Raw genomic sequence first — 13,977 nt, 5'->3', positions numbered from 1 at the left:
TATATTTTCGCCTTTAAGAATTCTAAAAAGCGATTCTCCGATTGCCAATAGCGACAATAACATATTTTACCAATTACTTCTGTTAATATATTTAATCTGATCATAATGCGCATTTCTCAGAGTAGAGCCACGGAGCAAACGAATGTTTTCAGAGTTCGGATTCGCTCCTCAGCAGCACCCGCCCCACTGTTTCCCGATCGCTCCGCCATCAAGTAAACATATATACCGTGGTGTCGTTTTGAGCCTGTCTACTAGATGCACTGTCCGTGGTGGAAAGCTCCACCAGACGGAAACGAATGAGCAATCACGGAAACACGAGTACACGTATGAGCCTCACTATCGACGAAATCGAGACAGTATCGTTCACATATCCCGTCGACGACGCCAGGATGGACCCCAGTGCGGGGAAACTGATGTACTCGCCGGGCGAGACCTACGAGCGGACGGCCCACGGCGTCCGAATTACCGCGGAAAACGGGCTCCGAGGGGAGTATATCGGCGCTACGGGCGTCGGGTTGGCACAGATCGATCTCTGTGCGGAGTACCTCCTCGGCAGGAACCCGCTGAAACGCGAGAAACACTGGGACGCGATGCAGCAGATCCTCCGGAAGTACGACCAGATGGGGCTGGGACCGATCGATATCGCGCTGTGGGACCTCGCCGGCAAGTACTACGACGCGCCGATCCACGAGCTGCTCGGGACGTACCGGGAGCGCCTGCCTGCGTACGCGTCGACGTATTTCGCCGAACGCGGCCGCGGCTTCGACTCGCCGGAAGCGTTCGCGGATTTCGCCGAAACGTGCCTCGATCACGGCTATCCGGCGTTCAAGACGCACACCTGGAGTGACGAGGAGCCATCCGACATCCAACAGGAGGTAGAACTGATCCGCGCAGTCGGCGAGCGCGTCGGCGACCGGATGCAGTTGATGCACGACCCGGTGTGCTCCTACGAGACGTTCGCCGATGCCGTCAGGGTCGGAAGGGAATGCGACAAATACGATTATTTCTGGTACGAGGACCCGTTCAAGGACGGTGGCCGCTCCCAGCACGCCCACAAGCGACTGGCACAGCGGATCGATACGCCGCTCCTGCAGACCGAACTCGTCCGGGGACTGGAACCGACAGTTGATTTCCTCGCCAGCGGGGGGACCGATTTCGCCCGGGCCGACCCCGACTGGGACGGCGGTATCACCGGGGCGATGAAACTCGCTCGCGCCGCAGAGGGGCACGGACTCGATATCGAGTATCACCTCGCCGGACCGGCCCAACGGCACTGTATGGCTGCGACACGAAATTCGAACTACTACGAACTCGGATTGGTGCATCCGGACTCCCCGCTCCCGCATACGGAAGCGCCCATCTATCAGGGCGGGTACACGGATCGAATCGACTCGATCGACGACGACGGAACGGTCGGCGTGCCGAACGGGCCGGGACTGGGCGTCGAGTACGACTGGGAGTACATACGGGAGAATCAGACAGGGAGCACAGTATACGACTGATACCGCGCCGCCGAAAAAAGCCGCCGTTGAGCCTCAAATATACAGGTGGATCAACGCATAGCCGATCCAGATGGCGACCAACCCGAGCAGATACGGAACGACAGCGCGCGCGACCCTGATGTAGTCGAGTTCGGCGATCCCGCTGATGATGTAGAGATTCAGGCCGTACGGCGGGGTAATGAAGCCGACGGAGTCGCCCATCATAAAGATCATTCCCCAGACGACGGGGCCCCAGCCGATTTCCGCGGCCGCGGGTGCGAGCATCGGCGCCGTGAGAAGTAGGTTCGGCGTCGCGTCCATCACCGTTCCGGCGATCCAGATGACCGCCAGGATCGCAACGAGGATGAGGAGCTGGTTTTCGAGCCCGATGACCGCGTTGGCAATCACCGTCTGGAGCCCCATATTCGACATACTCTGTTGGATCAAGACAGAGGTGACGACCATCGGGATGATCACCCCGAGCAGGAGTAGCGACGAAAAGGAGGCACGCATAATCTGTCCCCACGACGAGATCCGGCCTGTACCAACTGCGAGGGCGAGAATGTAGATGACTGCCACGGCGGCAGATTCCGTCGGGGTGAAGATGCCGGCAAAGATTCCACCTAGCAGGATTGCGATTGTCCCGATCCCGATCTTCGCGTTCCACGCAGCTTTGGTCACTTTGCCCGGATCGATCCCGAGGGCAGTCTGGGAGCCGTAGCTTTCCTTTTTCGAATAATAGGTGTTGATGCCGATGAGGACGACCAACATCGCGATGCCGGGAGCGATCCCGGCCTTGAACAACTCGACGATAGAGACCCCGAAGGCGACGCCATAGATGATCAGCAGGATACTCGGCGGGATGATCGCACCAAGGACACCGCCGGCGGCGATCGTCCCCGCCGCGTAGGTGTCCTTGTACCCCTCTTCTTCCATCTGGGGATACAGTGCGTTCCCGACTGACGCCGTGGTCGCAGCGTTCGACCCGGTGATCGCCGAGAAGATCGCTGCAGTTCCGATCGCTGTGTTGCCAGTCGAACCCGGCCACCATCCGATCGTTTCCTTGGTGAAGTCGACGACCTCCGCGGCGATCCCGGATTCATATATAAGATCTCCGACAAGTATGAACAGCGGAATCGCCGTGAACGGGAAGGTCTGTAACACGTCGTAGTGTTCGAGAGCGATGTTACTGATCGGGAAACTCCCCGAGGTCGCGTGGTATACTAACCCCCAAGCGCCGAAAACGAGATAGATCGGAATCCCGATGAAGAACAGGATCACACACAGCACTGTAGCGAGTAGTAGTATCTCGCCGGTTGAGAGTAACTGTAAGATCATATGTCGACCTTCGAGGTCGGCGTGATGTCCTCACCCTTCTTGTACTGTCGATGGATCAGTACCGCCTTTTGTAACGATCTGATGATGATGATAATCATTCCGACTGTGACCGCAAGATACGCTGTCCAGAGCGGAAGCGGCGTCCCGAGTATCTCTCGGCCCGACTCGAACCGTCGCTGTAACGGCTCGAACAGATACCAGGCCACGATGCTGGCGAAGAATATCCACGCGACGAGATCTACGTACCTCAGGACGTAGTTCGCTCGATTGGATAGCCCTTCTCGAAGCAGCGTGAACCGAAAGTGCGAATCGTGACGGATGGCCCAGCCCGCGGCCAGCCACGTCATCCACGTGAACAGGTAGAGCGTTACCGAGAGCGTGTACTGGGGCGGATCCCACGGTGCCGATCGGGACAATATCGTATATCCAATAAGGAAGGTGTATGCAAACAGCATAATCGTCCCGACATACCCCTCGAAATTCCGTTCCAGTTTCCGGAGAATAGTGTCATTCATAAATGAAACACAAAGAATGCAGGTTCACATTTCTTGGAGGTAATCGTCCCACCACGCGTCGATGGTGAAGTCGTCACCCCAGAAGTCGTCGGGCACTGCGGACTCCCGTGCGGAGTCGTGCAGGTACTCGTGGAACGCTTCGCCGTCGACGCCGATCTGGTCTGCGCTGTCGACGATGTCTGTATAGAGGTCCGGATTCTGATCGTACGTCACCTGATCCGCCCATTTCTGCTGCTCGTCGCCCTCCACGTAGTTCACTTGGAGATCGTGTTCGACCACACACGAGTCCTCCGGTGGGTCGTCCGTGTGGGTCCCAAGGACCTCCCGGTGAATCTGGGGGTTCCTGCGGACGAGATCCCGATAGAGCTTCCGCGACTCTTCGGCGATGACAGTCAGGTTCTCGTCCGAGAGGCCTTTGAGCCATTCAACGCTGGCCCACTTGACGTCGTTGTGGATCGTCCACTGGTTGTGGACGCTCTCGCCCAGCGAGTCGGCCATGTTCCCTTCGTACGCACAGATGGGTGAAATCGCCGCTTCCATTCCCCCGACGACGCCGGAGCGGAGCCCCTGGAGGCTGTCTGCCCAGGATACGGAGACGGGGCTCATTCCCCATTCGTTGAGGCAGATTCCGGAAACCTGACTGCCGGTACGCCGGCAGTCTATCCCTTCGACGTTTTCAGGTACTCTGTGGTCGAAGTCCTTGTTTTCGGACCTGTCGAGGCCGATGTTGATCGACCGCAGCGTAGGTGCGTGCATCCACAGAGGGACGACGCCGAACTCCTGAGCGAACGGGACCCACCACTGTTCCCACGTCTCGGCCTTCTGGTGGACGTATCCCAGCGATTGCGGGCTCGGGAACGTGAACGGCAGCATCCAGATGTCGTTCATCGGATAGAACTTCGTCGAATTCCCGATCGAGGCGCTCCCGATTTCGACTGAGCCCTGTCTCACCTTCTCCGGACAGGTCAGCTCGCCGCAGAGTTGCCCCTCGGCGACGTTCTCCACTTGGATACGGCCGTCCGTCCGTTCTTCGACCCGCTTTTCGAACTCCCAGTGCCCGGACGGCTGTTCGCCCTCCCACTGGCTTCCCGGCGGAGACATTACCCCCGCGATCGTCAGCGAGAGTTCACTGTCCGATCCACCGGAGTCGCCATCAGTATCTCCGCTGCCGGTCGTCGTCTCTTCGCCGTCACCGCCGCCGTCGTTCGATCCGCTGTCGCCACCACCGCCTCCGGAGCACCCGGCTAACCCGGCTGTTCCGACTGCTCCGATGGTTCCAGCGGTTTTGACCAGTTCTCGTCAAGATACGCCACTGTCAGGTGACATACAACGTGCACTATATTCCTGGTTAATAAATATATTGGTGGTTTTATAATCAAGGATTGACCTCAGTAGCGAGAACCGGGGAAACATCAATTATACTAGAAAATGTTTATATATTATTGTTTTGGAAAAGGACTGTGATGAAGACTACTGCGATAGTGATGGATGAACCGGGGACAATCGAGCAGCGTGAAATCGAACTCCCGGACCCGGGTCCCGACGACGTTCTCCTGCGTGTCGAACTATCCGGTATCTGTGGGACGGACGTGCATATGTACAACGGGGGAATGGATCTGGAATTTCCCGTCATCCCGGGACACGAGTTCGCCGGTGAGATAGAACACGTCGGCGAGAACGTCGAAGAAGATTCGAAGGGGGCCGAAATCGAGGAGGGCGACAATCTTGCCGTGGTGCCGGCGATGCCGGGCGGCAGCGACGACTGGTATGCCCGAAACATGCCGGGGCGACCGCGATTGAGCAAGAATCCTGATCGATTCGGCTTCGACAACGTCGGCAAGCAGTACACCGGCGGAATGAGCAAATACAACGTGCTGCCGTCCAAAGCGGCGTACTACAAACTGCCGGACGATATGGACGGCGAGCTCGGTGCGCTAGTCGAACCGCTATCAGTCGGGATGCACGCGTTCGAACGTTCGATGCAGCCCGGGCTGCCGCATATGCGCGAAGGGTTCGGTGTCGGCCGAAGCGTCGCAGTACAGGGTGCAGGGCCAATCGGACTGTTCGCGATCTGTTCGGCAAAGGCCGCCGGCGCGGGACAGATCATCGCGATCGATGCAATGGAAGAGCGGTTGGACCTGGCCGAACAGTTCGGCGCGACAGACGTGGTCGATCTGACCGAGGTTGGGGATGAACTCGTGCCGACAGTAAAAGGACTCACCAACGGAAACGTCGGCCCTGACGTCGTGATCGAAGCGGCCGGCGTGCCGCAAGCAGTCGAACAGGGGCTGGAACTACCACACGACGGCGGCACGTACGTCGAAGCCGGTCACTTCGCCTACAACGGCGAGAGCGAAATCAATCCGACACGGATCGTTCAAAAGGAGCTGAACATCTACGGGAGCCTGGCGTATCCGCCGACGCAGTTCGAGTCGGCGATCGAACTGATGGATCAACTGAAAGACGAGGTGCCGTTCAGGAAGCTCTTCAATTTCAAAACGGCGCTTGACGACGCGGAGGAAGCGTACAAGGCACAGGAGTCGGGCGAAGCGTACCGCGCCACGATACATCCGCACGGAATCTAACGCGGCGCAAAGGAGTCCCGCTTTCAGACGAACGTCCCGTCCGCGGGCCCTCTTGGACGGACTGCTGCAGTCTCGTACCGCTGCTCACAGCACCGGATCGTGTGACCCGGACACCGATACAGCAGTCCTCTCACCGCACGACGCTGTCGGCTACGCGTTCGTTCCCTCGTGGAAGCCAACCAGCTTCTCCCGGCTAAAGTGCTCGGTGGCGTATTTGATTCCCTCTTTTCCCATCCCGCTGTCTTTGAATCCGCCGTAGGGCATATGATCGGTCCGGTACCCGCTGACGGTGTTGATGTTGACTCCACCGGCGTCGATTCGGTCCGCCGCCCGCTTGGCCCGGTCGATATCCTGCGTGAACAGGCCCGCTTCCAGCCCGTACTCGGTGTTGTTTGCCTCTTCGATCGCCGCCTCGAAATCGGTGACCGGGATCACCGGAATCACCGGACCGAACACCTCCTGTGTCGCTGCTGGCATCTCCGGTGTGACGTCGGAGAGGACCGTGGGTTCGAAGACGCGATCGCCGAGGTCCCCGCCGTACCGGCCACCGTATTCGACCGTCGCCCCCTGTTCGACGGTCTCCTCGAACAGGTCGACGGTACTCTCGAATTCGTCGTCGTTCACCATCGCGCCGATATCGGTCGCAGCGTCGTGTGGATCACCGACTGAAACGTCCGCGACGGCGTCGACCAGCGCCGCCACGAACTCCGCTTCGATTTCCTCCGCGACGAGGACGCGCTCGACGCTGTTGCAGACCTGACCGGCGTTGGAACAGGCGCCACCGACGACCTGTTCTGCGGCCCACTCGAGGTCGGTGTCGTGCCAGACGATCGTCGGATCGTTGCCGCCGAGTTCCAGGGTGAGCTCTTTCATCCCGCTGTTGTTGGCGAGGTGTTTCCCGACGGCAGTGGAGCCGGTAAACGATATCGCTTCGACCGCGTCGTGTTCGAGGAACGCATCGCCGACAGTCGATCCGCTGCCGGTCACGACGTTGATCAGCCCGTCGGGAGCCCCAACCTCTTCTGCGGCTTCGTCGAGACACTCGAAGAGTGCTATCGAGGAAAGCGGCGTGTCGGTCGCCGGCTTCCCGACGACGGCATTCCCCGCTGCCAGCGCGGGACCGACCTTGTGAGCCATCAACATAATCGGGAAATTGAACGGGGTGATCGCGGCGACGACACCCAGTGGTTCGCGCTGAGTGAAACAGTGATCCCGGGGGGTCCCTTTCTGCGGATCCATCGGAACGAACTCTCCGAACTGCCGCTTTGCTTCCTCGGCCGACAGCCGCAGCGTCTGTGCAGTTCTGTCGACTTCGTTTCTGGCCTCCGTGATCGGTTTCCCCTCTTCGCTCGTGACGATCTGGGCGAGTTCTTCGAGGCGGCTTTCCACGCGATCCGCGGCCGTCGAGAGTAGTTCGTACCGATCGTACGCCGAAAGCGTCGAGGTCTCGACGGCGGCAGCAGCCGCGTCGATGGCGCCGACGACACGGGCTTTCTCGACGACTGGGACGGACCCGACGACAGTGTTCCGATACGGGTGACGAACGTCCGTTCGGTCCTCAGCGCCGCTCCATTCACCGTCGACAAGTATGTCTTTGTCTAACCGACCGAGTTGGTCTACCGACATAGGAACAGTCGGCACCTTATCGGATTTAAAATTTTCCTACCACTCGGAACTGATTGCACCCGGGAGAACGCCAACAGGGGGGCCGGCAGACCCGGAACCTGTTCGAGTAGTTCGAACAAGGTTGCTCCTTACACGCAACGACTCCGGATCAGCACGCCCTTTCTAATCGCCCTTGGTTCCGTAAGCGCCGCTGCCCCGGCTGCTACGCAAACGGACGTGTTCGAATCACCCGAACATTTATTCTCCAAAGGAATCCTATACCGAATATGGCATCAGGTTCGTCCGAACAGGAACAGCCGTCCACCCTTCTGGACATTGTATCTATATTGGATCGGGAGGGAGCGATGGGGGTGACGGAGTTGGCGAACGAGCTCGGGGTCGCAAAGAGTACCGCGCACTATCATCTCAGCACGCTCCGGCGGAACGGGTTCGTAATCAAGGATGGGACGCAGTACGAACTGGGCCTTTCCTTTCTCAAGATGGGCCTGCAAACGCGCCGTCGGGAACCGCTCTTCGAGGCGGCCAAAGACGAGATAGACAAGCTCGCCACGGAAACGGGCGAGCTGGCGATTCTTTCGGTCGAACAGCGAGGTCTGGCCGTGTATCTCTACAAAAGTGGGGGTACCGACGCCCTCGATATCGATGCTCCGATCGGCGGTTCCGCGACCCTCCACAATCGTGCCCTCGGGAAGGCGATGCTCGCGGAGTTTCCCGAGGAGCGAGTCGACGAGATCATCGGCCGTCACGGTCTCTCGAAGACGGCCGACCAGACGATTACGACACGAGAGGAACTGAAGCAGGAACTACAGGCAGTTCGGTCGGAGGGAGTCGCGTTCAATCGAGAGGAGTCGATCACCGGCATCCACGGGGTCGGGGTGGCGATCACCAGCGCAGAGGGGGACGTCCTCGGCGCGGTGAGCGTCGCTGGACCCGCAGAACGCCTCAACGGGAGTACGTTCACCGACGACCTGCCTGATCTCCTGTCCAGGGCTCGAAACGTCATCGAACTCAACTACCAACACGGTCAGGAATACTGATAGGTTTCGGGACAACGCTGAGTGACTGGTTACTGTCACAATAGCGGCCTCCGCCGTCCCATCCGTTCTATTAATTCGAACAGATTCAACCGCGATCAGTAGCGAGTGATTGGCTGGTCAGTCCCCGATTTGCCTCGTCGATAGACAGCCACGCCGAGTAAGATAACAACTGCGCGTTTGACGTTCTATGTCCATCGACTGGGCAAGGGTGTTACACCGGTCTGGCTGGTCAGTCCCTTGCTTGTCCGAATCCCCCAGATCCGTTGCTTTGATTGATCACGCTACGATTACCTGCAGGACCCAATCCATTATAGGGAGAATCCCGTCCGATTCAGTTCGTGGGCGCCGGCCAGATAGTAACGAGTGTACTTCTGTTATACGTCGTGAGTCGCCCTGGACCCAGTTGCCAGATGACTTGAATACTGTTGAAGCTCTCCACGGCGACGTTATCGAGTCAGCCCGGCGGAATTTGCAAAGGAGATTATACCGCTATCACCGATTTGCGTCCATCGATAGCAACTGAAAACATCCTTGTGACGGGTCCGTACGGCGAGGCCGAAAAGGCGATTCGGTCCGCGTTCGGCGGAGCGAGGACATCCCGACTCCAAAGAAATTTCACGACACGCGGCCGATGGTACGGCGATGACCGACACACCGTCCGTCTACGTCACGCGGGAGATCCCCGAGGTGGGGCTCGAACGGCTGCGAGCCGAGTACGACGTCGCCGTCTGGGACGGGAAGCTCCCGCCGGCGAAAGCACACATCGAGCAGCGACTGGCGGAGCTTTCCGCCGACGGCCTCGTCTGTCTGCTCTCCGACGAGATCGACGGCGACGTCCTCGACGCCTCTCCCGACCTGTCGGTGGTGAGCACCTTCTCCGTCGGGTACGACCACATCGACCTCGCGGCGGCTGCGGAACGCGATATCGCCGTCGGCCACACGCCTGGCGTCCTGACCGAGACCACCGCCGATCTGACCTGGTCGCTTTTGGCCGCCTGTGCCCGGCGAATCGTCGAGGGACAGGCGTACGTCGACGCAGACGAGTGGGAGACGTGGGGACCACGCCTGCTCACCGGGCCGGATATCCACGGTGCGACACTCGGCATCGTCGGCCTCGGGAACATCGGGACGGCCGTCGCGCGACGCGCCGCCGGGTTCGAGATGGACGTGCTGTACACCGGGCGGAGTCGGAAACCCGATCGGGAGCAGGAACTGAAAGAGGTCGGCGTCGACGCGACCTACGTAACCCGAGACGACCTCCTCGGCGAGAGCGACTTCGTGTCCCTGCACGTTCCGCTCACGGACGCGACGGAGGGGCTCATCGGCACGGACGAACTCCAGCAGATGTCCGAGGAGGCCATCCTGCTCAACACGAGCCGCGGCGGGGTAATCGATACAGACGCGCTCGACGCCGCGCTCGAAGACGGGTGGATCACCCGCGCGGGACTCGACGTCACGGATCCCGAGCCGTTGCCGGCCGACCACCCGATTCTACGGCACGCGCCCGAACGCCTCGTCGTGACGCCGCACATCGGCAGCGCGAGCATCGGCACGCGGAACCGGATGGCCGAGATGGCCGCCGAGAACGTCGTCGCCGGCATCGAGAGGGTACCCCTCCCCCACTCGGCGCTCGCGGATGCCGACCTGGAGTGAAAGCAGAGACTCGCCTCGTCCCAAACCGCCGCTCACTCCGGAACGAGCAACACGCGGAGGTCGTTGACGTTCGTGCCCGTCTGCCCGGTCCGCACGAGCGCGCCCCGGTCGGCGAGGTAGTCGTAGACGTCGTGCTCTGCGAGCAGCGGCCGCGCGTGCTGGATATCCTCGACCGTGTCGCCGTCCACGACTGCCCCGGCCGCGTCGGTCGGCCCGTCGATCCCGTCGGTGTCGACGGCGCAGAGCACCGGCCCCTCGCCGAGTTCGAGCGCCGCACTCATCGCGAATTCCTGGTTCGGGCCGCCTGTCCCCGGGTCACCACGCCGGATCGTCACGGTCGTCTCGCCGCCGGACAGCACCGCGGCGGGCGGTTCGACCGGGTTGCCGCTGCGTTCGATCTCCTCGGCGATCGCGACCTGGGTCTTCGCGGCCTCCCGGGCCTCCCCGCGGACGGACGAGGAGAGAATCACGGGATCGTAGCCGGCCGCGACACAGACCTCACGCGCTGCGGCCAGCGCCGTGAAGTTGTCCGCGACGACGTGGACCGAGACGGTCTCGAAGACCGGATTGTCGGGGCCAGGCGTCTCGGGGATCTCGCCCGCGACACCCCGCCGGAGGTGTCGCGTCACCGATTCGGGCGCGTCGATCTCGTATTCCGATACGACGGCGCGGGCGTCCTCGTAGGTCTCCGGATCCGGCGACAGCGGCCCGCTGGCGACGACCGAGGGATCCCCGGATGTGACGTCGCTGAAAACGAGGCCGACTGTCGTCGCCGGGGCGAGTTCGCGGGCCAGCCGACCGCCCTTCAGCGCGGAGACGTGCTTTCGGACGGCGTTGATCCGATCGATCGGGGCGCCGCTCCGGAGCAGTTCCTCGGTGAGTGCCTGCAGATCGGGGAGTGGGATCTCCTCGACGGGCGCCGAGAGTAACGCGCTGCCGCCGCCGGTCACTGCGACGAGCACGAGCGTGTTCTCGTCACTCTCCCGCGCCCGTGCAAGCAGGCGGCGCGTGCCCTCGACGTTGGCGTCGCTGGGGACGGGGTGGGTCCCGTCGACGATTTCCATCGGACCGGCGGGCGCCGGATCGTCGGTCACGACGACGCCCCCCGACAGCGACGACCCCAGCAGGTCCGAGAGGTGAGTCGCGATCTCTCCCGCGGCGTTGCCGCCGCCCAGGACGAGAACCTCGTCGTATGCGGAGAGATCGTATCGCTCGCCGTCGATGCGCAGGTCGTGGTTGTCCAGTTCGACGGCGGTTTCCAGCACTGTCTTCGGACGGGCGGCCTCGATACCGGCCTCGACGGCGTCGAGCGCGAGGCCGACATCGGGGTCGTCTCCGAAACTGCTCCGATCGATCATATCCTCAACTCGTTTTGCTGTATCTAAAAGCTCCCGGAGCAGCGGGGACACCGGGATCGAGTGGTCCCTCGTGATGCGCAACGAGTAACGACGATATCGGGGACCTGGCCGCAACGAGAGTACGGTGCGGTGATAGGAGCTGCGAGGTCGAAGCTGAGAAAGGGACCCTGTTCCCCGGCGACGGCGCGGAACTGGTCGAGATCCGCGAAAACAGAGTTCGGCGGTGCGGACTGCCGGCCGGCTATCTGGTCCCACCTGCGGAACAGTTCAACGACCACAGTCACGCGGAGGCCGAGCGCACTCTCAGCAAGTTGTTCGAGTACGACATCTCGACGATCCAGGCCAGCCACGGGAGCCACGTCACGGAGGACCCGCTCGGTGAAGTACCTCGGGGTCGAGCCCCGTGGCATTCGCCTTGCGATTCTGTAAACGCCACGACTGGCTGCTGAATCGTGAGTGGTCGCTGCTGCACGAGTAGTGGGTTGCTATGACGGGGACCTGCTGTTATATTATAAGATATATTTGTATTATAGAAATTTGTTATTTTATATCTTATACCAGTTATTATATCTATTTTCAAATTTTACTTCTTCACATATTTCACTGAATATAACGGTATTATAATTGAAATCTGCTATAAGTTACAGAATTCAGCCCTCTCTTTTAATATAATATATCATACTTTTTCAAGTGAATATAATTTCAATATAATATCGGATTTTGATACACCGACCGTACCCGAGGGCCACCATCCCGTCACGGAAGCGTCGCACCGATGAGCAAATTTATAACCGGGAGAGTGCTATCGGTTCACATGAAGATCGACGACTTCGCCCTCGCCGCCACGACAAACGACCTGACACGGGAGGGGCGAGCCCGCGCGGCGGCGGACCTCGTCGAGTTTCGGATAGACAAAGCCGACGACCCGATCGAGCAACTGGAGGCGTACGACGGCGAGTTGCCGATTATCGCGACGAACCGAAATCAGTGGTTCGGCGGCAAGGCGAAGGACACGGGACGACTGGATACGCTCTTTGCAGCGTCGCGGTTCGACTCGGTGGCGTACGTCGACATCGAACTCGAAACGGCACGGGCCAAAGAGTGGCTCCTAGAGGAGTTCCGCGCGAACGACGTTCGGCTCATCATCTCCCATCACGACTTCGATTCGACGCCCGAGAAGGACGTTCTGACAGCGATCATCGACCAGTGTGCGAGCTACGGTGACGTTGCGAAGGTCGCGACCTACCCCCAGGACCTCTCGGACACGCTCACGCTCCTGCAGACGCTACACGAGGCCACCCAGGCCGGCATCGACGCCGCAGGGATCGCGATGGGCGAGACGGGAAGTCACACGCGGGTGATCGGGCACATCTACGGCTCGAAACTCGGATACGCGCCGCTCTTAGACGACGAAAGCGAGTACGCGCCCGGACAGATTCCGCTGGGGAAACTCGCCGCGCTCGTCGAATCGACGCGAATCGACGGGACGAATATCGAGCGGATCGAGGCGGTCGAAGACGAGGCGACCGCCCCCTCCGAACTGACCCTCCCGAACTGATTCTGCCGCGCGTCGGTTCTGACCGGCGTACGTACCCGTCTCCGAGCGAAATTCAAGCCGGTGTCCCGCCCGCCAGGGGTTCGATGAGCGTCAGATCCTTTTCGGCGGCGACGTCCCGAAGCCGCTCGATGACCACGTCCGCAGCGCCCGCTTCGGCGGCGATTCCGATGCGGGCGCTGGAGACGTTGGCTGTGCCTTCGGGCGCCGCAAGCGACAGGTCCGTCACGGACGCGTTCGACGACTCCTGGATCCGCGAGAGCGTATCGGAGACGTCGGTGTCGATGACATGCCCCGAGAGGATGACGGTCAGTCCCTCGCTGTACCGCTCGGTGCCTGCCTGAATCACGTTGATTCCGGCGTCGCGCAACCCCTTGATGATCTTCTCGAACCGATCCGGCGGGGCCTCCATATCGACCTCGACCGGGATATGCCCGCGCGGCGTCACGTTCCCTCGCTCGTGAAAGATCGAGAGGAGATTACCGCCGTTCTCCGCGATCGGGCGGAGGGCCCGGAGCAACTCTCCCGGCTCGTCGACCAGTTCGAGTCGTAGCGTGTATGCACGAACGTCCGTCTGTACGTCACTCATCGAACGACCACCGCCCGTTCGTTACGTCCATATCGGTTTCAGTTCTGCAACGAAAATAAGTATACTGTCGGAGTGGCTCGCTCTCGATTCCCCGACACACCTCCCGACGGCGAGGTACGTTCGGAGAAGACGGCAACTCCGAGACCCTCCCGGCTCGAGGGAAGCTACTATAGAATAGATCTCCCTGGTCAGCCTGGAGGGGTTGGACAACTTCGTTCACAGTGTTCCAGATTTTTCGGC

Annotated in this window: 11 protein-coding genes; 5 read left to right on the top strand and 6 right to left on the bottom strand. The window is 60.6% G+C overall.

From position 1 onward, the window contains the following. The first annotated feature begins 326 nt into the window (after positions 1-326). Positions 327-1,502 (top strand): enolase C-terminal domain-like protein, encoded by a 1,176-nt coding sequence (locus RJT37_RS08110; protein ID WP_313689293.1) that lies wholly within the window; start codon positions 327-329, stop codon positions 1,500-1,502. A 33-nt stretch (positions 1,503-1,535) separates the two neighbouring features. Here the strand turns inward: RJT37_RS08110 and RJT37_RS08105 are convergent, their stop codons facing one another. Genes RJT37_RS08105 through RJT37_RS08095 form a run of 3 tightly spaced genes read right to left on the bottom strand, consistent with a single transcriptional unit; the run spans position 1,536 to position 4,435 of the window. After that, complete coding sequence (locus RJT37_RS08105) at positions 1,536-2,819, bottom strand: TRAP transporter large permease (RefSeq protein ID WP_313689291.1); 1,284 nt, start codon at positions 2,817-2,819, stop codon at positions 1,536-1,538. Then, positions 2,816-3,334: a TRAP transporter small permease gene (locus RJT37_RS08100; RefSeq protein WP_313689289.1), complete on the bottom strand. Its 519-nt coding sequence runs from the start codon at positions 3,332-3,334 to the stop codon at positions 2,816-2,818. Before RJT37_RS08100 ends, RJT37_RS08105 begins: the two co-directional genes overlap by 4 nt. A gap of 24 nt (positions 3,335-3,358) precedes the next feature. Next, entirely contained in the window at positions 3,359-4,435 is a 1,077-nt protein-coding gene (locus RJT37_RS08095) for a TRAP transporter substrate-binding protein (RefSeq protein ID WP_313689287.1), read from the bottom strand. A gap of 362 nt (positions 4,436-4,797) precedes the next feature. Between RJT37_RS08095 and RJT37_RS08090 the strand changes: the two genes are divergently transcribed. Further along, complete coding sequence (locus RJT37_RS08090) at positions 4,798-5,919, top strand: zinc-dependent alcohol dehydrogenase (RefSeq protein ID WP_313689285.1); 1,122 nt, start codon at positions 4,798-4,800, stop codon at positions 5,917-5,919. A 150-nt stretch (positions 5,920-6,069) separates the two neighbouring features. Here the strand turns inward: RJT37_RS08090 and RJT37_RS08085 are convergent, their stop codons facing one another. Beyond that, the gene (locus tag RJT37_RS08085) at positions 6,070-7,545 is read right to left on the bottom strand and encodes an aldehyde dehydrogenase family protein (RefSeq protein WP_313689284.1); all 1,476 of its coding nucleotides are present in this window, start codon (positions 7,543-7,545) and stop codon (positions 6,070-6,072) included. A gap of 266 nt (positions 7,546-7,811) precedes the next feature. Here RJT37_RS08085 and RJT37_RS08080 point away from each other — a divergent pair, with 266 nt between their 5' ends. After that, a complete protein-coding gene (locus tag RJT37_RS08080; RefSeq protein ID WP_313689282.1) occupies positions 7,812-8,582 on the top strand; it encodes an IclR family transcriptional regulator in 771 nt (256 codons plus the stop codon). A gap of 642 nt (positions 8,583-9,224) precedes the next feature. Beyond that, positions 9,225-10,235 carry a 2-hydroxyacid dehydrogenase gene (locus tag RJT37_RS08075; protein ID WP_313689280.1) on the top strand — a complete coding sequence of 337 codons (1,011 nt, stop codon included), beginning with the start codon at positions 9,225-9,227 and terminating at the stop codon, positions 10,233-10,235. Positions 10,236-10,267: 32 nt separating this feature from the next. Here the strand turns inward: RJT37_RS08075 and RJT37_RS08070 are convergent, their stop codons facing one another. Then, the gene (locus RJT37_RS08070) at positions 10,268-11,593 is read right to left on the bottom strand and encodes a glycerate kinase type-2 family protein (RefSeq protein ID WP_313689278.1); all 1,326 of its coding nucleotides are present in this window, start codon (positions 11,591-11,593) and stop codon (positions 10,268-10,270) included. A gap of 814 nt (positions 11,594-12,407) precedes the next feature. On the opposite strand from RJT37_RS08070, the gene RJT37_RS08065 reads away from it, so the two are divergent. Beyond that, the gene (locus tag RJT37_RS08065; protein WP_345785387.1) at positions 12,408-13,151 is read left to right on the top strand and encodes a type I 3-dehydroquinate dehydratase; all 744 of its coding nucleotides are present in this window, start codon (positions 12,408-12,410) and stop codon (positions 13,149-13,151) included. A 52-nt stretch (positions 13,152-13,203) separates the two neighbouring features. On the opposite strand, the gene RJT37_RS08060 is transcribed toward RJT37_RS08065, so the two are convergent. Next, on the bottom strand, positions 13,204-13,737 hold the full coding sequence (locus tag RJT37_RS08060; protein ID WP_313689276.1) for an amino acid-binding protein: 534 nt from the start codon (positions 13,735-13,737) through the stop codon (positions 13,204-13,206). Between the last annotated feature and the right edge of the window lie 240 nt (positions 13,738-13,977).

The organism is Halobellus marinus (genome assembly GCF_032113415.1).
Classification (GTDB): Archaea; Halobacteriota; Halobacteria; order Halobacteriales; family Haloferacaceae; genus Haloquadratum; species Haloquadratum marinus.
This window is presented reverse-complemented; position numbering and strand designations above follow the sequence as displayed.

Coding starts and splice junctions, on each gene's coding strand:
- RJT37_RS08110 (WP_313689293.1), top strand. CDS start 327: ATGAGCCTCACTATCGACGAAATCGAGACAGTATCGTTCACATATCCC.
- RJT37_RS08105 (WP_313689291.1), bottom strand. CDS start 2,819: ATGATCTTACAGTTACTCTCAACCGGCGAGATACTACTACTCGCTACA.
- RJT37_RS08100 (WP_313689289.1), bottom strand. CDS start 3,334: ATGAATGACACTATTCTCCGGAAACTGGAACGGAATTTCGAGGGGTAT.
- RJT37_RS08095 (WP_313689287.1), bottom strand. CDS start 4,435: ATGTCTCCGCCGGGAAGCCAGTGGGAGGGCGAACAGCCGTCCGGGCAC.
- RJT37_RS08090 (WP_313689285.1), top strand. CDS start 4,798: ATGAAGACTACTGCGATAGTGATGGATGAACCGGGGACAATCGAGCAG.
- RJT37_RS08085 (WP_313689284.1), bottom strand. CDS start 7,545: ATGTCGGTAGACCAACTCGGTCGGTTAGACAAAGACATACTTGTCGAC.
- RJT37_RS08080 (WP_313689282.1), top strand. CDS start 7,812: ATGGCATCAGGTTCGTCCGAACAGGAACAGCCGTCCACCCTTCTGGAC.
- RJT37_RS08075 (WP_313689280.1), top strand. CDS start 9,225: ATGACCGACACACCGTCCGTCTACGTCACGCGGGAGATCCCCGAGGTG.
- RJT37_RS08070 (WP_313689278.1), bottom strand. CDS start 11,593: ATGATCGATCGGAGCAGTTTCGGAGACGACCCCGATGTCGGCCTCGCG.
- RJT37_RS08065 (WP_345785387.1), top strand. CDS start 12,408: ATGAAGATCGACGACTTCGCCCTCGCCGCCACGACAAACGACCTGACA.
- RJT37_RS08060 (WP_313689276.1), bottom strand. CDS start 13,737: ATGAGTGACGTACAGACGGACGTTCGTGCATACACGCTACGACTCGAA.